This window comes from Thioalkalivibrio sp. ALE30, assembly GCF_000377465.1.
Taxonomy (GTDB): domain Bacteria; phylum Pseudomonadota; class Gammaproteobacteria; order Ectothiorhodospirales; family Ectothiorhodospiraceae; genus Thioalkalivibrio.
In genome coordinates this window covers 46,596-63,536 of record NZ_KB898172.1, presented here as the reverse complement: position 1 = coordinate 63,536, position 16,941 = coordinate 46,596, and the positions used below count along the sequence as shown (strand labels likewise).

The following is a 16,941-nucleotide window of genomic DNA, read 5'->3' as shown; positions in this document are numbered from 1 at the left end:
GGCTGGTATCCGGTGGTCGGGCGAGCGTCGCATTATACGAGGCGGCATGGCGCGCCCGCCACGGCCGGGCTTTGTGTCTTCAAGGGGAATTGCGCGATGCATGTACGCTGGATCATCGGGCTGGTGGCGATGGGGGTCATCCTGGCGCTGGCCATGTGGGTCTACTCCAACCCGGGTGGCATGCGCAGTCAGCAGTTCTCCGACCTTCCGTGGCAGATCGAGGTAGGGGATCGCCAGCGCACGCGGGTGCTGGGCATCGTGCTGGGCGAGACCACCATGGCCGACCTGATGGGCCGCCTGCCGGTGCCGGACATCCGCCTGTTCGTGGATGCCGACGGTTCGCGTTCGGTGGAGGCCTACTACGTGAACGCGCGCATCCCCCCGTTCGAGGCCAACCTGATCCTGCGCCCGGATCTGGATGAGGCGGCGCTGGACCGGATCGAGGCCGAGACGACGTCCGAGCGGCCCATGCCCAGCGGGGCCCGGCGCTACGGACTGAGCGACGACGCCCTGACATCGCTGGGCAACGTCCCGATCGTCGAGATGAGCTACATCCCGCGCGCCCACTGGACCGAGGACCTGATTACCCAGCGTTTTGGCGAGCCGCGCGAGCGCCTGCGCATGGACTCCGATCACAGCTACTGGCTCTACCCCGAGGACGGGCTGGCCATTCTGGTCCCGCGCCGCGGGCGTGTGCTGATGCACTACGTGACCCAGGAGCGCTGGGGACAGACCGTGGAACGCCTGCGCGACGAAGGGCGCCGCCGCCTGGGCGAGGACTACGGGGATCATGAGTGAATCGGCCGCGCCGGATGCCCGCCCGTTCTGGGAGCGCCCGCTCGAGACCCTGAGCCACGAAGAGTGGGAGGCCCTGTGCGACGGCTGCGGGCGCTGCTGCCTGCACAAGCTGGAAGACGAGGACTCGGGCGAGCTGGCCTTTACCTGGCTGGCCTGCGACCTGCTCGACTGCGAGACCGGTTTCTGCTCGGACTACGCCAACCGCCGGGACTTCGTGCCGGACTGCATCCAGCTGACCCGAAAGGACCTGCCCCACTATCACTGGTTGCCGCCCACCTGTGCCTATCGCCTGCGTTTCGAGGGCCACCCGCTGCCGACCTGGCACCCTCTGCTGACGGGCGATCCGGAGACGGTCAAGCGCGCCCGCGTCTCGGTGGCCGGCCGGGTCATCCGCGAGTGTGATGCCCCCGACCTCCCCCTGATCGACTACGTGGTCGACTGGCCCGGCCAGGTGCCGGAGTCCGCGCGCCTGTGGCGCCCGGTAGTGCGTTTCCCGCAGGAGTAGCCATCGGTATGGCGGGATTCGTCGACCTGTTCGTGTACGGGACGCTGAAGCGGGGCTTCGCCAACCACCGGGCGTTCTGCTCCAGCGCCCTCCGGATTCGCACCGCGACCATTGTCGGGTCGCTATATGACTTACCCGTGGGCTACCCCGCCGTGCAGATTGCCGCCGACAGCATTCTGCTGAAAGCCGGGCAGGACCCGGCCCGTGACGCGGGGCGTCAGCGCCGCTTCCGGGGGCTCGCGCCATCAGCCCCGGATGCGGCGCAGGAGCTTGTGCACGGCGAGTGGATTCGCCTGCCCGATCCGCCGCGGGCCCTGCCGCGCGTCGACGCCCTGGAGGGTGTGCGCCCGGGCGGCCGCGGGGAGTATCGCCGGGCCCTGGTGCCCGCCTGGACCGAGGATGGTCCCACGGCCCTCTGGGTCTACTGGATGCCGCGTCTGCCACCCGGTGCGCGCCATCTGGCGGACGGCATCTGGCCGGCGCGGTCCTGAACCGCATGGTTCAGCGGTGGTGATCCTGTAGCGCCCGCTCCACGATCCGCTGCGCTCATCGCATCCTGCGTGTTGTCCTTTGTGGCCTTCGTGCTGGACTAACCGGCGGAGGACAGGAGTTCGCGGGCGTGGGTGCGGGTGGTCTCGGTGAGCTGGGTGCCGCCGATCAGGCGGGCCAGGGCCTCGACGCGGCGCTCGTCGTCCAGCGGCTGGATGGCAGTGCGGGTGCCGTCCTTGCCGTGCGATTTCTGCACCTCCAGCTGCTGGTGGGCCTGGGCGGCGACCTGGGCCAGATGGGTCACGCACAGGACCTGATGGCGCTCGCCCAGGGTGCGCAGCTTGCGCCCGACGACCTCGGCGACCGCGCCGCTGATGCCGCTGTCGACCTCGTCGAAGATCAGCGTCGGTACGGTCTGCTGCTGGCTGGCCAGCACCTGTAGCGCGAGCCCGATACGCGAGAGCTCGCCGCCGGAGGCAACCTTCGCCATCGGCTGCGGGGCGGAGCCGGGGTTCGCGGCGACGCGGAACTCGATGTGATCCACGCCGTGCGCCTGCGGTTTGTCGGCGGGCTCGATCGCGATCTCGAAGTGGCCGCCGGCCATGCCCAGCTCCTGCATGGTGTCGGTGACCGCCTGGCCGATGCGTTTGGCGGTCTGCTGGCGGGCCTTGCTCAGCGCCTTGGCAGCCGAGTCGAAGGCGGTACGGGTCTCCTGTTCGCGCGCCTCCAGGGCCTCGAGGGTCTGGTCGCCGTTCTCCAGGGCGTCCCGCTCGGTCTGCAGTTCGTCGTGCAGGCCCGGGAGGGCCTCGGGATCGACCCGGTGCTTGCGCGCCAGGCGCAGGTACTCGCCGACGCGCTGGTCCAGCTCGGCCAGGCGTTCCGGGTCCAGTTCGATGCCGTCGGCCAGCCGACGCAGGGTGTCGCCGGCCTCAGTGATCTGGATGCGCGCGGACTCCAGCAGCTCCAGCGTCGGGTTCACCCGTTCGTCGTGCTGCGCGGCGTCCTGCAGCGCGTGCAGCACATGGCCGATCTGGGCATCGACGCCGGCGTCGTCCTCGATCTGCTGGCTGGCGGTCTGCAGCGCGCTCAGCACCTCGGTGCCGTGGGCGAGCTGGTTCTGCTCGGCCAGCAGTTGCGGGTATTCGTCCTGGACCGGGGCCAGTTCGGCCAGCTCGGTGGTCTGGAAACGCAGCAGGTCGAGGCGGTCGGAGGTGTCGGCCTGGCTCTCGCGGGCCTGCTCCAGCGCGCGGGCGGCCTCGCGCCAGGCCGTGTGGGCCTCGCGCACGTGGGAGACCCGGTCGCCTTCGAGGAAGCCGTCCAGCCAGAGGCGCTGGGTGTCGCGCTGCAATAGCTGCTGATGGGCGTGCTGGCCGTGGATGTCCACCAGCCACTCGCCCAATGTGCGCAGCTGGCCGACCGCGACCGGTCGGCCGTTGATCCAGGCACGGCTCTTTCCCTGGCGGGTCAGGACCCGCCGCAGCAGCACCGCGTCGTCGTCGGGGTCCGCGAGGTCCTGTTCCGCCAGCCACGTGCCAGCCGGGCTCGTGTCGGTCAGGGCGAACTCCGCGGACAGGTCGGCCTGTTCGGCCCCCTCGCGCACCATGCCGGCGTCGGCGCGGTCGCCCAGCAGCTGGCCGATCACGTCGATCAGGATGGACTTGCCTGCCCCGGTCTCGCCGGTCAGGGCGCTCAGGCCCGTGTCCAGCTCCAGTTCCAGCTGGTCGATGATGGCGAAGTCGCGGATGCTGATCAGTCGCAGCATGGGATCAGGGCTGCTCGCCCCAGCGCAGCTTGGTTCGCAGCACGCGCAGGAAGTGATGTTCGCGGGGATGGATCAGGGTCAGGGCCTGTTCGCGACGGTGGATGCGCAGCAGGTCGCCCGGGGCGAAGTCCACGTTCTCCTGGCCATCCAGCGCGACCTGGGCCGGGGAACGGCTGCCACTGGACAGGCGGATCTCCACCGTGGAGCGGCCGCTGACCACCAGCGGGCGGTGGTTCAGGCTGTGCGGGCACACCGGGACCATGACCATCGCGTCCAGCTGCGGGGTCAGGATCGGCCCGCCGGCGGACAGGGCGTAGGCGGTGGAACCCGTGGGCGTGGCCACCACCAGGCCATCGGCGCGCAGCCGGCCGACGTCCATGCCGTCGATCGCGGTGTCGAACTCGATGATGCGCACCACGCTCAGTACATGGACCACGACGTCGTTCAGCGCGATCCCGTGGTGGATGGTGACCCCGTCGCGGATCAGCTCGGCCTCCAGCATCGCCCGCGGCTCGCGCTCGAAGGCCCCGTCCAGGACCTCGCCCAGTTCCTCCGGGGCGGTGTCCGGGGAGACATCCACGAGAAATCCCAGGCGACCCAGGTTGATCCCCAGCAGCGGCGTGTCGGCATCGGCGACCTTGCGGGCGGTGGCCAGCAGGGTTCCGTCGCCGCCGATGACGATCAGCAGATCGACCGCGCTGGCCAGCTCCTCCAGCGGCAGGAGCCCGACCCGCTCCGGACGCTCGAAGCCGTCGATCTCCTGTTCCATGAAGACCTGGCGGCCGCGCTCCTGCAGCAGACCGACCAGCGTGGCGACCAGCGGTGCGGTGCGCGAGTCGCTGGTCTTGCCGACCAGTCCGACCTTGTTGAAGTCTGGCATCATGCCGGCATTATCCGGAAAAGGGACCGCGACTGCACCCGGGGTTTCTTGACCGGATTCCGGCACCATCCAAGACTGGTACCTTCTGGCACTCGACCGAGTGGAGCGCTGACGACCCATGGAAAACGCTTTCATCAATCTGGACGCCAGGGCCCGTACCCTGTTGCGGACCCTGATCGAGAGCTACATCCGGGACGGCCAGCCCGTCGGCTCGCGTACCCTGGCCCGCACCTCCGGGCTCAGCGTGAGTGCGGCCACCGTGCGCAACGTGATGGCGGATCTCGAGGACATGGGCCTGATCCATGCGCCGCATACCTCGGCCGGGCGCATCCCGACGCCGGCCGGCTACCGGCTGTTCGTCGACAGCCTGCTGGAGGTGCGCAACCCCTCACCGGAGGAGGTGCGCGCGATCCAGTCCGGCTTTGATCCGAACGCCAGTACCCAGGATCTGATGGACACCACCAGCAACCTGTTGTCGCAGGTCACGCGTATGGCCGGGATGGTGCGCCTGCCACGGCATCGCAACGTGGCGCTGAGCCAGATCGAGTTCCTGCGCCTGGGCGAGGGGCGCATCCTGGCGATCCTGGTCATCGACGGCAAGGAGGTGCAGAACCGCGTGCTGGAGCTGGAGCGCGACTTCGGCCAGGACGAACTGCAGCGCATGGCGAACTATCTGAACGCCCATCTGGCGGGCAAGAGCCTGCACGCCGTGCGGGCCGAGCTGCTGCGCGAGATGCGCGACGTGCGCGACGACCTGGACGCGATGATGCTGGCGGCGATCGATCTGGGCGAGAAGGCGGTCGGTGACGAGGACCCGGACGACGTGGTCGTGGCCGGCCAGACTCACCTTCTCGGCTACGAGGAGCTGGCGGACATGGAGCGCCTGCGGCAGCTGCTCGAGGCCTTCAACGAAAAGCAGGAGATCCTCGGGATTCTCGACCAGTGCATTCGCAGCGACCGCGTGCAGATCTTCATCGGCCGCGAGTCCGGACTGGACTGGTTCGAGAACTGCTCGGTGGTGACTGCGCCCTACAGTGTGGATGGCGAGGTGGTCGGCGTGCTGGGGGTCATCGGACCCACGCGCATGTCCTACGACCGGGTGATCCCGATCGTGGACGTGACCGCGCGTCTGCTCGGCTCGGCCCTGGGCGATCAGCCGCCGGGCGACCCGAAGTAGCGGGTCGCCCTTGAAACCCGAACGGATGCCCCCACAGTCCCCGTAGTCAACCCGAATACCCCGCCTGCCGGCTGGCGACCCGGCGGGCGGTTCCACTTTTCATTGATTCGCGAGGCCAGCATGTCGGAACAGCGGGAACCCCAGGAACAACCGGAAGAGCTCGAGACCGGGAACGAGGCGGCCCCCGAGGCCGATGGCGACCACCCCGGCGAGGGCGATACCGAGGCACGTCTGCAGGAGCTCGAGGCCCTGGCCGAGGAACGGCGTGACCAGGCCCTGCGCGCGCAGGCGGAACTGGAGAACCAGCGCCGGCGCTTCGAGCGCGAGCTGGAGAACGCGCACAAATACGCGATGGAAAAGTTCGCCTCCGAGATGCTGGAGGTCGGCGACTCGCTGGAGATGGGGCTGAAGGCGGCCCGCGAGACCCAGGATGTCGAGCGCATCATCGAGGGGGCCGAGCTGACCCTGAAGAACCTGACCAAGGTCTTCGACAAGTTCGGCATCCAGGCCGAGGAACCGACCGGCCAGCGCTTCGACCCGGAGCGCCATCAGGCGATGTCCATGCAGGAAGACCCGGAGCACCCGCCGAACACGGTGGTGGCGACCATGCAGAAGGGCTACATGCTGCAGGACCGCGTACTGCGCCCGGCCATGGTGGTGGTCTCCAAGGCACCGAGCTCGCCGAACATCGACGAGAGCGCCTGACCCGGCTACCCGGGCGGATCAGGGGGCGGCTCGGATATCGCCCCTTGAAAACCCGGCCCGGGCCCCCAGATTCCCGTACAAGTTGGCAGAGAACGACGCTCTGCAGCGCCACTTTTTCGCATCAGGAGATTTCAATCATGGGCAAGATCATCGGTATCGACCTCGGGACCACCAACTCCTGTGTCGCCGTGATGGAAGGCGACCAGGCCAAGGTCATCGAGAACGCGGAAGGCACCCGCACCACCCCGTCCATCGTCGCGTTCAGTGACGACGGCGAGGTGCTGGTCGGCCAGTCCGCCAAGCGCCAGGCGGTCACGAATCCGCAGAACACTGTGTTTGCGGCCAAGCGACTGATCGGCCGCAAGTTCGAGGAAGACGAGGTTCAGAAGGACATCAAGCTCGTCTCCTACAGCATCGTGAAGGCCGACAACGGCGATGCGTGGGTCGAGGTGCAGGGCAAGAAGATGGCCCCGCCGGAGATCTCCGCGCGCGTACTGCAGAAGATGAAGAAGACCGCCGAGGACTACCTCGGCGAAGAAGTCACCGAGGCGGTGATCACCGTCCCGGCCTACTTCAACGACTCCCAGCGTCAGGCGACCAAGGACGCCGGCAAGATCGCCGGGCTCGAGGTCAAGCGCATCATCAACGAGCCGACCGCGGCCGCGCTGGCCTACGGCATGGACAAGAAGCGCGGGGATCGCAAGATCGCCGTGTATGACCTCGGTGGCGGTACCTTCGATATCTCCATCATCGAGATCGCCGAGGTCGACGGCGAGCACCAGTTCGAGGTGCTGGCGACCAACGGCGACACCTTCCTGGGTGGCGAGGACTTCGACAATCGCCTGATCGACTACCTGGTCGACGAGTTCAAGAAGGACCAGGGCATCGACATCAAGGGCGATCCGCTGGCGATGCAGCGCGTGAAGGAGGCTGCCGAGAAGGCCAAGATCGAGCTGTCCTCCAGCCAGCAGACCGAGGTCAACCTGCCGTACATCACGGCCGACAACACCGGGCCGAAGCACCTGGCGCTGAAGATCACCCGCGCCAAGCTGGAGAGCCTGGTCGAGGACCTGGTCAAGCGCTCCATCGAGCCGTGCAAGGTCGCGCTGAAGGACGCCGGCCTGTCCGCCTCCGAGGTGGACGACGTGATCCTCGTCGGCGGCCAGACCCGCATGCCCAAGGTGCAGGAAGCGGTGCAGGAGTTCTTCGGCAAGGAGCCGCGCAAGGACGTGAACCCGGACGAGGCCGTTGCGGTCGGCGCCGCGGTGCAGGCCGGTGTGCTGGGCGGCGACGTGAAGGACGTGCTGCTGCTGGACGTGACCCCGCTGTCGCTCGGGATCGAGACGATGGGCGGTGTGATGACCAAGCTGATCGAGAAGAACACCACCATCCCGACCCGGGCCAACCAGGTGTTCTCCACCGCCGAGGACAACCAGACCGCGGTGACCGTGCATGTGCTGCAGGGCGAGCGCGAGATGGCCAGCGCCAACAAGTCGCTGGGCCGCTTCGACCTGCAGGACATCCCGGCCGCGCCGCGCGGTGTGCCGCAGATCGAGGTCACTTTCGACATCGACTCCAACGGCATCCTGAACGTCTCGGCCAAGGACAAGGCGACCGGCAAGGAGAACAAGATCGTGATCAAGGCCTCCTCCGGTCTGTCCGAAGAGGAAGTCGAACAGATGGTCAAGGACGCCGAGGCGCATGCCGAGGAAGACAAGAAGTTCCAGCAGCTGGTCCAGGCACGCAACCAGGCCGATGCCCTGGTGCACTCCGCCGAGAAGTCGCTGAAGGATCTGGGCGACCAGGTCTCCGACGACGAGCGCTCCGCGATCGAGTCGGCGGTGGCCGAGGTCAAGACCGCGATGGAAGGCGAGGACGCCGACGCCATCGAACAGGCCACGCAGAAGCTGGCCGAGGCCTCCGGCAAGCTGGCCGAGAAGGCCTATGCCCAGGGCGCGGACGCCGCGGGCGAGGCCGGTGCCGAGCAGGCCGACAGTGGCCAGCAGGGTGACGATGTCGTGGACGCCGAGTTCGAGGAAGTCGACGACGACCAGAAGAAGCAGGGCTGATGCCCGTCCGGCGGCGCCTTGGCGCCGCCAGACTTCGACCACACGCCACGCCCGGGGTACACGGTACCTCCGGGCGTTTGCGTGAAGGCACTCCGCGTTCGCGCGAACGATCTACCTGGAAATGACCATGTCACAACGCGACTATTACGAGGTACTGGGCGTCGCCAAGGACGCCTCGGCCGCCGATATCAAGAAGGCCTTTCGCCGCCTGGCAATGAAGTACCATCCCGACCGCAATCCGGGGGACGAGGAGGCCGAGGCCAAGTTCAAGGAGGCGCGCGCCGCCTACGACGTCCTCAGCGACGATCAGAAGCGGGCGGCCTACGACCGCTATGGCCATGCCGGTGTGGACGGTTCGGCCGGCGGCTTCGGCGGCGGGGCCGGGGCCTCCAACTTCAGCGACATCTTCGAGGATATCTTTGGCGATATCTTCGGGGGTGGTGGAGGCGGCCGCGGTCAGCGCGCCTACCGGGGCTCCGACCTGCAGTACAACCTGGACCTGACGCTCGAGGAAGCCGTGTTCGGCACCGAGGTCAAGATCCGCATCCCGACCACGGTGTCCTGCGAGGCCTGCGACGGCTCCGGCGCCGAACCGGGGACCTCGCCGGAGACCTGCCCGACCTGCAACGGGGTCGGGCAGGTACGCATCCAGCAGGGCTTCTTCTCGGTGCAGCAGACCTGCCCGCGCTGCGAGGGCTCCGGCAAGATCGTCTCCAGCCCCTGCAAGTCCTGCCACGGCAAGGGTCGGGTGCAGGAGCAGAACACGCTGGACGTGAAGATCCCGGCCGGTGTGGACTCGGGCGACCGCATCCGTCTGGCCGGCCAGGGCGAGGCCGGCATGAATGGTGGCCCGCCGGGTGATCTCTACGTGCAGGTGCGGGTCAAGCCGCACAAGCTGTTCCGGCGCGAGGGCTCGGACCTGCACTGCGAGGTTCCGGTGTCGTTCGCGACCGCCGCCCTTGGCGGCGAGCTGGAGGTCCCGTCGCTGGACGGCCGGGTCAAGCTGAAGGTCCCCGCGGAGACGCAGACCGGCAAGCAGTTCCGGGTCAGCGGCAAGGGCGTGAAGTCGGTGCACGGCGGTGCCGTCGGCGACCTGATCTGCCGCGTGGTGGTGGAGACGCCGATCAACCTGACCAAGGAGCAGAAGCAGCTCCTGCGCCAGTTCGAGGAATCCACTCAGGCCGGTGGGACCAAGCACAGTCCGCAGGCGCAGTCCTGGGTGGACGGGGTGAAGGGCTTCTTCGAGGACCTGAACTTCTGGTCGAAATAGCCCCTTCCCGAAACGCGTTCGCTGTTCCGCACAGGCCCCGGCGTAAACCGCGGCCTGTTGCGTTAGAACGACGGCCAGCCCCGACCGCTCACTCGCGCGCTCCCTCTTGCCGCGTGGTGATTCCCGCACCTGTGCTCGTGGCAATGCGGCCTTCTGAGCGTTGGGGGTGCATCAGGGACAGGCGGTTCCGGCGTGTCAGGTCAAGGGCGGTTGGCTGACCACGAAGCGCACGAAGACACGAAGGAAAGACTGAGGGCGGGGTCACCACGCAGGCCACAGGGTTCACGGAGAAAGGCAGGGATTGTGGGTGAGTGCTCGTGGTCAGTGTCGTGTCGGATACGGGAACGTTGACCGCCACGACTCGCCCTATGTTCAAGAACCCGCACAGGATGTTCTTCGTGCCTTCGTGTGCTTCGTGGTGAACAGTCCTTTGCCCTTCTCCGTGTTCTCTGTGCGCTCTGTGGTGAAAAATGGAGCGCGGGCGCGCGGGGCTCAGGTCGAGGCGAAGTCGAAGGTGGGGGCCGGCATCGGCGCCTGCAGGAAGTAGCCCTGCACGAGGTTGACGTTCAGGCTGTAGAGCACGGCGAGCACACTGGCGTCCTCGACATACGGCACGATCACCTGCTTGCCCTTGGCGTGCGCGGCCTCGGTATGCTCGCGGATCAGCTGCTGGTTTTCCTCGCTCTCGGCCAGGTTCTTCACGTAGGACGGGTCCAGCTTGATGTGGTCCGCCTCCAGGTGCTGCAGCAGCTGGAACGGGTTCAGGCCGTTGCCGAAGTCGTCGATGCACAGGTGGCCGTGCATCTCCTGCAGGCCCCGGGCCACGTGGATCGCCGGCTTCAGGTGGGTTACCACGGTGGGTTCCTTCAGCTCCACCACCACGTTGTCGGCGGGGATGCGCAGGGCGTGCAGGTCGTCGTGCAGCCAGCTGACCACCGAGGGATCGCCGAGCGAGCCATTGGTCAGCTTGAGGAAGAACTGGGTACCGGGGTCCTTCTTCAGCTGTTCCGCGAGGACGCCCAGGGCGGTCTTCAGGATCCAGCGGTCGATGGGCTGGGCCATCTCCGTGCGCTCGGCGCTGGGCAGGAAGGCCTCCGGTTCGTGGATATGACCCTCGGCATCGCGCAGCCGCACGAACACCGAATAGCGCGCCCGGTCGGCCCCGTGCAGGTTCACGATCGGTTGGTACAGCAGCTCCAGACGGTCGTGATCGAGGGCGTCCTGGATGCGTAGCCGCCATTGCTGGTCGGCCTGTGCCTGGGTCATCTCGCCCTCGGCCGGGCGGAAGAAGCAGTGGGTCCCGCCGCCGGCTTCCACCGCTTCCTGCAGTGCGCGGTCGGCCTGCGACAGTAGCTCCTCGGTATCCACCGCAGTCTCGTCGGCGATCACGATGCCGGCGGACAGGGTGCAGTTGGTGGAGGCGTTGCCGAGCTCGAACACGCGCCCGGTGACCGCCTCCATCAGACCGTGGACGCGGCTCTCCACCTCGTTGCGGCGGGTATCCGGCACCAGGATGCCGAAGTGCTCGGCCTCCAGGCGCGCGGTGATGGCCGGCTCGGGGAACTGGTCCTCGATCAGCTTGCCGATGTCGGCCAGCAGCAGGTCGCTGGCGGACATCCCGACGTTGGCGCGAATTTCCGCGAAGCGGTCCACCGCCAGCGTGATCAGGGCGAAGGGCTTCTCCGACTGCGCGGCCTGGCCCTGCGCGGTCTCGATCATGCCGGTGAAGTGCTGGCGGTTGTAGAGGCCGGTGACCAGATCGCGCTGCGACAGGTAATCGATCTTCTCCGCCAGTTCCGGATCCTCCTGGGCCGAATCCAGCAGGACCTGAGTGCAGGCCTCGCCCTCGACGCTGGCGGTGGACAGGCGCAGGTTGGCCTCGAACGGAGTGCCGTCGAAGGCCTGCAGCTGGAAGGCCTGATGGGTCTGTTCGCCCTCCTCGCCGTTCTGGAAGCGTCGCAGCAGGCCCTTCAGTTCGTCGCGGCTCTCCGGCGCGACCAGATCCATCAGCGGCAGGCCGTCAACGTCCTCCGGGTCGCCGATGCCGAAGCGTTCGCGCCAGGAGGCGTTGGCGTAGATGTGCATGCCCTCGTGGACGTAGGCGATGGCGTCGCGCGAGTTGTCCAGCAACAGCTGGCAGCGGCGCTCGGACTCCTGCAGCGACGCGTCCATGCGACCCAGTCGCTGGCGCAGCTGGAACTGTTCGGCGGCGCGAATGGTGAGGAGGCTGGCCAGTTCGTGCAGTTCGTGATCCACCACCGCGTACGCACCGGCCTCGTAGTCGTCCACGCGTTCCGCTTCCGGGCGTTCGGTCAGGATCACGACCGGGATCCGCCGGCCGGAGGCATGCTGGGCCTCGTCCACGTGCTCGCGGGCCAGGCTCAGGCCGGGTTCGATCAGTACGATCACGTCGAAGCGCCGGTTCTCCAGCGCCTCGGCGAGGGCGTCGGTGGTCGAAACCTGCTCCGGGCGGATCGCACTGCCGCGGGTTCGGATGCTGCTGATGACCTCTTCCGCCCGGTTCGGATTACTGGTAACGAAGAGGGTACGAATGGTCTCGTTCATGGGGCCTGGTCGTCGCGGTTGCGGGTGGTGAGGGACAGTCCGTTGTCATTCGCGAGGCCGGGGTCCGCCTCCGTGCCGGGGGATTCCGCGGTCGGGCTGCCGACCTCGAGCGCAGTCATGCGGCAGCCCACCTCGGTGAACAGGGTAGTCCCCGTGCGCTCGCTGTCCAGTTCCAGAACGCGGGCGCGGTCGTTCAGCCAGCAGACCACCCGTTTTTCGTGGTCGAAGACCTGGGCCGGCAGGAACAGGGCGGCCCCGTCGGCATCCGTTCGTTGTGGCGCAAACAGGCCCGGCTGCGGGACCCCGGCGGCGACCCCGTTGCGAAAATCCTGGATCTGCATGGGGAGGCAGCGATTGGCAAGAAACTCCACGCCGATGCTGATGCGTTCGCCGACCTGATCGTCGAAGCGAATCCAGCGCAGCACCCCGACCGTCCAGCGGTGGCCGTCCACGGCGCGCAGCCCGACCAGGTCGCCAATCAACAAGGGCTGCTGTGGTGCGTCCAGGCACAGGCGGACGCCCCCGGCGCCGATGTCGTCCACCTGCCAGTGTTCCGGCGGATGGCGCTTGGTGATGGGCCCTGTCGGTTCGTCGTGGCCGGCGATCTCGAGGCCGCGCCCGACGTCTTCCCAGGCGGTCGCGGCGGGGCCGGGGGTGTCGTCCGCGAGCGGCCGGAGATCGCTGTCGCGACCGGCGGCGGGCGGGCTGTCGACCAGAGCGAGATCCGACCCCCGCAGTGCCGCGGGCGACATCTCGAAGACGCTGACGCCGCGATCACGCTGCTGCACGGACTTCAGGCCGGCCTCGCCGTTCTCGTCCGTGTCGAGTTCCCGGGCGCTGGCGTCACGGCGACGCTCCATCTCCGCCAGCAGAAAGTCATGGATGCGCTCCAGTCCCATGACGCAGACCTGCTGCAGGTCGCCCGCGCGCTCGCGACTGTGCCGCCGGGTGGGCAGGTGCGACCACAGGCGCAGGAGATGCTCGGCCAGGGCCTGTGCATTGCCGGTCTGCACCGGCTCGAGGTTTTCCGGGGCGTCGCGCAGTGCGGCCAGGGCCGGGCCCAGCTCCACGAAGCAGGCCAGGTCGCCGGCGGGCTGGTCGCGCAGGACCAGTCCCGGCGCATGGTCGCGCTCGAGCTCGCAGCGCAGCACCGGCAGGTCGGGATGCGGGTCCGGGTCGGGAGCGGCGGTGCAGGTCAGCGCGATCGCGTTGATCCAGCGAACCAGCAAGTCCATCTCGCCCATCTTCAGGGCGTTCGGGTCGGTGCTCCCCAGCACCATGAGGCGCGCGCTCATGGCCTCGATACGATCCGTATGCAGCGGCCCGAAGCGCTGGTCGGTGGCGGGGCCGTGGTCGGCGATGTGCTGGGCCCGTGCCAGGCGCAGCAGGTCGTAGAGCTGCTGCCAGTGACCGGAGGGCAGGTTCTGATACAGCCGCCAGTGGTGCACGGCGAGCGCGCCCAGCAGCGCGACGGCGGCCTGCAGGGGCGCGGTCAGGCGTTCCGCGTGCCGGGTGTCGTCGGCGTCGATGCGCTCCCGGACCACCAGCAGTTCAGCCTGGAGCAGAGCGCGCAGGGCGCTGCCGAGGACCTCGGCACGATCGCGGCTGCGGCGCCCCAGTGGCAGGGGGCGCTGGCGCAGCAGGCGCTCCAGCACGGGGAACAGGGGCAGGAGGTGGTCTTCCAGTATGCGCAGCAGGCTGGCGCGGACCCCGGGCCGCAGCGCGATCTGGTTGAGCCCTTCGAGGGCCTTGCCGAGTTGCTGCATGCCGAGCTCGGGCTCGCTGCCGGGCAGTTCCGCGCACCAGGCCCGCAGAGCCTGCGGCGTCCGGTGCGGGAAGCTGGCAGGGCCGGCCGGTTGGGCGGGCAGCTCGGGCAGGGCGTGCAGCATGGGCGTGTCCAGTGGTCGCTGGGCCGGTTGCGTGGGACTCTCCGGAGAACGCGTTCACGCCCCGGGTCTGGCGCTACTGTAGCAGCAAACCGTGTTTTTGGTGTGGGAGGCGTCGGCCTTTGCTCACGCCCGGCCTACGGGGCTTGCAGGGTCTTCCCGGATGCACCCGGGATCTCGCGCGCCAGGCGTGGAACCAGGTAGCCCGGCAGCCGTGCATGAAGGGCCCGGTGGAGTTCTTGTGCGCGGCGATCCGAAACCTCGAAATGGGCCGTGCCGCGGGTGCGGTCGAGCTGGTGCAGGTAGTAGGGCAGGACACCCAGGCGGAAGCCGGCCTCCTGCAGTTCGCTCAGGGTCTCGGCATCGTCGTTGATCCCGGCCAGCAGGACCGCCTGGTTGAGCAGCGTGACGCCGGCGGCGCGCAGGCGGACGAGTGCCGCGTCGGCCGGGGCGGCGAATTCGCGCGGGTGGTTCGCGTGCAGCACCAGGATGTGCTGCAGCCGCCCCTGACCGAGCCAATCCAGCAGGCGGTCGTCGACCCGCTCCGGCAGGACGACCGGCAGGCGCGAATGGATGCGCAGGCGTTCCAGGTGCGGGATGGCGTCCAGCCGCTGGGCCAGTCGGGCCAGGCGGGTATCGGAGAGGCTCAGCGGATCGCCGCCGCTGAGGATGACCTCGCGGATGTCCGGATGCGCCGCGATGTACTCCAGCGCGGGCGTCCAGTCGTCCCGGGCCGGATTGTGCTCGGCGTAGTCGAATTCGCGGCGAAAGCAGTACCGGCAGTGGATGGCGCAGGCCCCGGTGGTCAGCAGCAGCACGCGGCCGTGGTACTTGTGCACCACGCCGGGCGCGGCCAGGGCGTCGTGATCGCCGACCGGGTCGCTGACGAAGCCCGGGGCCTCCAGGGCCTCGCGGGCATCCGGGAGGGCCTGCAGCAGCAGCGGGTCGCGCGGGTCCCCCGGGTGCACGCGCGCCAGATAGCTCTCCGGGATGCGGGTGCGAAACAGCCGGTGCCCGGTCTGCATGCCCGGCAGGTCGTCGAGCGGCAGCCCGAGGCGTGCGGCCAGGGCCTCGGGATCGGCGACCGCGCGCGCCAGCGCCTGCTGCCAGGCCGGCGTGGCACGCGGCGCGGGTGGCTGGGTTCCGCGCGGCTCGCGCGTTATCATGACGGGCTTTGTGGGCATGAATCGTTTCCGGACGGGGCGGTATGCCCGCGCCACGCATCATCGAGGAACAGCACGCAATGGCAACCTACAGTACCAACGAATTCAAGGCCGGTCTCAAGCTGCTGCTGGACGGCGATCCGCAGGCCATCGTGGAAAACGAGTTCGTCAAGCCGGGCAAGGGCCAGGCCTTCAACCGGGTCAAGCTGCGCAATCTGCGCACGGGCCGGGTGCTGGAGAAGACCTTCAAGTCCGGCGAGTCGGTGGAGGCGGCCGACGTGATGGACACCGAGATGCAGTATCTCTACAACGATGGCGAATTCTGGCACTTCATGGTGCCGGACACCTTCGAGCAGTATGCCGTGAGCGAGGCCGCGCTGGGCGATTCCGGGCAGTGGCTGAAGGAGCAGGATATCTGCACCGTGACCCTGTGGAACGGCGAGCCGCTGTCGGTGGTGTCGCCGGCCTTCACCGAGCTGAAGATTACCCAGTGCGATCCGGGCGTGCGCGGCGATACCGCTCAGGGCGGTACCAAGCCGGCGACCCTGGAGACCGGTGCGGTGGTCAAGGTCCCGCTGTTCGTCGAGGAAGGCGAGACCGTGAAGGTCGACACCCGCAACGGCGAATACGTCTCCCGCGTCTGATCGCATCTGCCCCCGGGTTCGGAGGTGAGTGACTGGCGGCCGGGCGCGGCGCCGGCCCGCGCGGCGCGGGCCCGTCTGCTGGCGGGTCTGCGGGCCTTCTTCGCGGATCGCGGGGTGCTCGAGGTCGAGACCCCGATCCTGGGCCGGGGTGCCCCGCAGGATCCGATGCTGGAAAGCTGGGAGGCACGCGCCCCCGGCGGCGAGCAGGGCTACCTGCAGACCTCTCCGGAGTACCCGATGAAGCGCCTGCTCGCGGATGGGGCCCCGGATATCTACCAGATCGCCCGGGTCTTCCGGGGCGGCGAGTCCGGGCCGTGCCACAACCCGGAATTTACCCTGCTGGAGTGGTATCGCCACGGGCTGGACCATCGGGATCTGGCGCGCGAGGTGGTGGCCCTGATCGCGGATCAGGCCGCGCAATCCCGCGAGTGGCACGCACCCCGCGGCTTTGTGGTGATCCCCTATGCCGAGCTGTTCCGGTCGACCCTCGGACTGGACCCGGCCACCGCGGACGCCAAGGAGCTGGAACGGGCCGCGGCGGCCCGCGGGCTCGCGGTGGCGGGCGAGCTTGACCGGGATGGCTGGCTGGATGCGCTGATCAGCCTGGTGATTGCCCCGGGTTTCCCGCCGGACCGGCTGACCGTCGTGGTCGACTATCCGGAGAGCCAGGCCGTGCTGGCGCGTCCCTGTCCGGAATCCCCGGGGTACGCCGCGCGCTTCGAGTTGTACTGGGGCGACCTGGAGCTGGCCAACGGCTATCACGAACTGACCGATCCCGAGCTGTTTCGCCGCCGCCGCGAACGCGACATCGCCATCCGGCGTGCGCGCGGACAGCCCCTGCCGCCCCCCGATGACTACCTGGAGGCGGCGCTGGACGCCGGACTGCCCGACTGCGCCGGGGTGGCCCTGGGCGTGGACCGGCTGCTGATGCGGTTGCTGGGGGTTTCCAGCCTCGATCAGGTACTCGATTTTCCCTGGTCGAGAGCGTGACGCGAAGGGCTTGTCCCGGCCGGGGTGCCGGCACACTA

Annotated in this window: 14 protein-coding genes; 9 read left to right on the top strand and 5 right to left on the bottom strand. The window is 68.5% G+C overall.

The genetic code is table 11. The features are described from left to right. Window positions 1-96 precede the first annotated feature (96 nt). The 3 genes from D107_RS0108080 to D107_RS0108070 are packed head-to-tail and all read left to right on the top strand — an operon-like array spanning window position 97 to window position 1,794. Window positions 97-798, top strand: coding sequence for a hypothetical protein (locus D107_RS0108080; RefSeq protein ID WP_018865774.1), 702 nt, complete (start codon window positions 97-99; stop codon window positions 796-798). Next, entirely contained in the window at window positions 791-1,303 is a 513-nt protein-coding gene (locus D107_RS0108075) for a YcgN family cysteine cluster protein (RefSeq protein ID WP_018865773.1), read from the top strand. The genes D107_RS0108080 and D107_RS0108075 overlap by 8 nt, the downstream gene beginning before the upstream one ends. An 8-nt stretch (window positions 1,304-1,311) precedes the next feature. Beyond that, window positions 1,312-1,794, top strand: a complete 483-nt coding sequence (locus D107_RS0108070) for a gamma-glutamylcyclotransferase (RefSeq protein ID WP_018881218.1) — start codon at window positions 1,312-1,314, stop codon at window positions 1,792-1,794. A 98-nt stretch (window positions 1,795-1,892) separates the two neighbouring features. Here D107_RS0108070 and recN read toward each other — a convergent pair whose 3' ends face one another. Next, window positions 1,893-3,554, bottom strand: coding sequence for a DNA repair protein RecN (gene recN, locus D107_RS0108065; protein WP_018881217.1), 1,662 nt, complete (start codon window positions 3,552-3,554; stop codon window positions 1,893-1,895). Window positions 3,555-3,558: 4 nt separating this feature from the next. Next, window positions 3,559-4,437 (bottom strand): NAD(+) kinase, encoded by an 879-nt coding sequence (locus tag D107_RS0108060; RefSeq protein ID WP_018865770.1) that lies wholly within the window; start codon window positions 4,435-4,437, stop codon window positions 3,559-3,561. Window positions 4,438-4,552: 115 nt separating this feature from the next. On the opposite strand from D107_RS0108060, the gene hrcA reads away from it, so the two are divergent. From hrcA to dnaJ, 4 genes are all read left to right on the top strand, one after another. Next, on the top strand, window positions 4,553-5,611 hold the full coding sequence (hrcA, locus tag D107_RS0108055; RefSeq protein WP_018881216.1) for a heat-inducible transcriptional repressor HrcA: 1,059 nt from the start codon (window positions 4,553-4,555) through the stop codon (window positions 5,609-5,611). A 120-nt stretch (window positions 5,612-5,731) separates the two neighbouring features. Beyond that, window positions 5,732-6,316 (top strand): nucleotide exchange factor GrpE, encoded by a 585-nt coding sequence (gene grpE / locus D107_RS0108050; protein ID WP_018881215.1) that lies wholly within the window; start codon window positions 5,732-5,734, stop codon window positions 6,314-6,316. A 137-nt stretch (window positions 6,317-6,453) separates the two neighbouring features. Next, a complete protein-coding gene (gene dnaK, locus D107_RS0108045; RefSeq protein ID WP_018881214.1) occupies window positions 6,454-8,385 on the top strand; it encodes a molecular chaperone DnaK in 1,932 nt (643 codons plus the stop codon). Window positions 8,386-8,506: 121 nt separating this feature from the next. After that, window positions 8,507-9,655, top strand: coding sequence for a molecular chaperone DnaJ (gene dnaJ / locus D107_RS0108040; RefSeq protein WP_018876097.1), 1,149 nt, complete (start codon window positions 8,507-8,509; stop codon window positions 9,653-9,655). A gap of 492 nt (window positions 9,656-10,147) precedes the next feature. On the opposite strand, the gene D107_RS0108035 is transcribed toward dnaJ, so the two are convergent. The 3 genes from D107_RS0108035 to epmB form a co-directional block, all read right to left on the bottom strand. Next, entirely contained in the window at window positions 10,148-12,220 is a 2,073-nt protein-coding gene (locus D107_RS0108035) for an EAL domain-containing protein (protein WP_018881213.1), read from the bottom strand. Beyond that, window positions 12,217-14,109 carry a hypothetical protein gene (locus D107_RS0108030; RefSeq protein WP_018881212.1) on the bottom strand — a complete coding sequence of 631 codons (1,893 nt, stop codon included), beginning with the start codon at window positions 14,107-14,109 and terminating at the stop codon, window positions 12,217-12,219. The genes D107_RS0108035 and D107_RS0108030 overlap by 4 nt, the downstream gene beginning before the upstream one ends. Before the next feature lie 134 nt (window positions 14,110-14,243). Then, on the bottom strand, window positions 14,244-15,272 hold the full coding sequence (gene epmB / locus D107_RS0108025; RefSeq protein WP_018881211.1) for an EF-P beta-lysylation protein EpmB: 1,029 nt from the start codon (window positions 15,270-15,272) through the stop codon (window positions 14,244-14,246). Between the two features lie 77 nt (window positions 15,273-15,349). Here epmB and efp point away from each other — a divergent pair, with 77 nt between their 5' ends. Together efp and epmA are read left to right on the top strand one after the other, a co-directional pair. After that, window positions 15,350-15,913 carry an elongation factor P gene (gene efp, locus D107_RS0108020; protein ID WP_026279163.1) on the top strand — a complete coding sequence of 188 codons (564 nt, stop codon included), beginning with the start codon at window positions 15,350-15,352 and terminating at the stop codon, window positions 15,911-15,913. Window positions 15,914-15,937: 24 nt separating this feature from the next. Continuing rightward, entirely contained in the window at window positions 15,938-16,903 is a 966-nt protein-coding gene (epmA, locus tag D107_RS0108015) for an EF-P lysine aminoacylase EpmA (protein ID WP_018881210.1), read from the top strand. The last annotated feature ends 38 nt before the right edge of the window (window positions 16,904-16,941 follow it).

What these genes read in the sequence shown, in the direction of transcription:
- D107_RS0108060 (WP_018865770.1), bottom strand. Translation starts at nt 4,437, where the DNA reads ATGATGCCAGACTTCAACAAGGTCGGACTGGTCGGCAAGACCAGCGAC.
- D107_RS0108070 (WP_018881218.1), top strand. Translation starts at nt 1,312, where the DNA reads ATGGCGGGATTCGTCGACCTGTTCGTGTACGGGACGCTGAAGCGGGGC.
- D107_RS0108030 (WP_018881212.1), bottom strand. Translation starts at nt 14,109, where the DNA reads ATGCTGCACGCCCTGCCCGAGCTGCCCGCCCAACCGGCCGGCCCTGCC.
- hrcA (WP_018881216.1), top strand. Translation starts at nt 4,553, where the DNA reads ATGGAAAACGCTTTCATCAATCTGGACGCCAGGGCCCGTACCCTGTTG.
- dnaK (WP_018881214.1), top strand. Translation starts at nt 6,454, where the DNA reads ATGGGCAAGATCATCGGTATCGACCTCGGGACCACCAACTCCTGTGTC.
- grpE (WP_018881215.1), top strand. Translation starts at nt 5,732, where the DNA reads ATGTCGGAACAGCGGGAACCCCAGGAACAACCGGAAGAGCTCGAGACC.
- D107_RS0108035 (WP_018881213.1), bottom strand. Translation starts at nt 12,220, where the DNA reads ATGAACGAGACCATTCGTACCCTCTTCGTTACCAGTAATCCGAACCGG.
- epmB (WP_018881211.1), bottom strand. Translation starts at nt 15,272, where the DNA reads ATGATAACGCGCGAGCCGCGCGGAACCCAGCCACCCGCGCCGCGTGCC.
- dnaJ (WP_018876097.1), top strand. Translation starts at nt 8,507, where the DNA reads ATGACCATGTCACAACGCGACTATTACGAGGTACTGGGCGTCGCCAAG.
- D107_RS0108080 (WP_018865774.1), top strand. Translation starts at nt 97, where the DNA reads ATGCATGTACGCTGGATCATCGGGCTGGTGGCGATGGGGGTCATCCTG.
- D107_RS0108075 (WP_018865773.1), top strand. Translation starts at nt 791, where the DNA reads ATGAGTGAATCGGCCGCGCCGGATGCCCGCCCGTTCTGGGAGCGCCCG.
- efp (WP_026279163.1), top strand. Translation starts at nt 15,350, where the DNA reads ATGGCAACCTACAGTACCAACGAATTCAAGGCCGGTCTCAAGCTGCTG.
- recN (WP_018881217.1), bottom strand. Translation starts at nt 3,554, where the DNA reads ATGCTGCGACTGATCAGCATCCGCGACTTCGCCATCATCGACCAGCTG.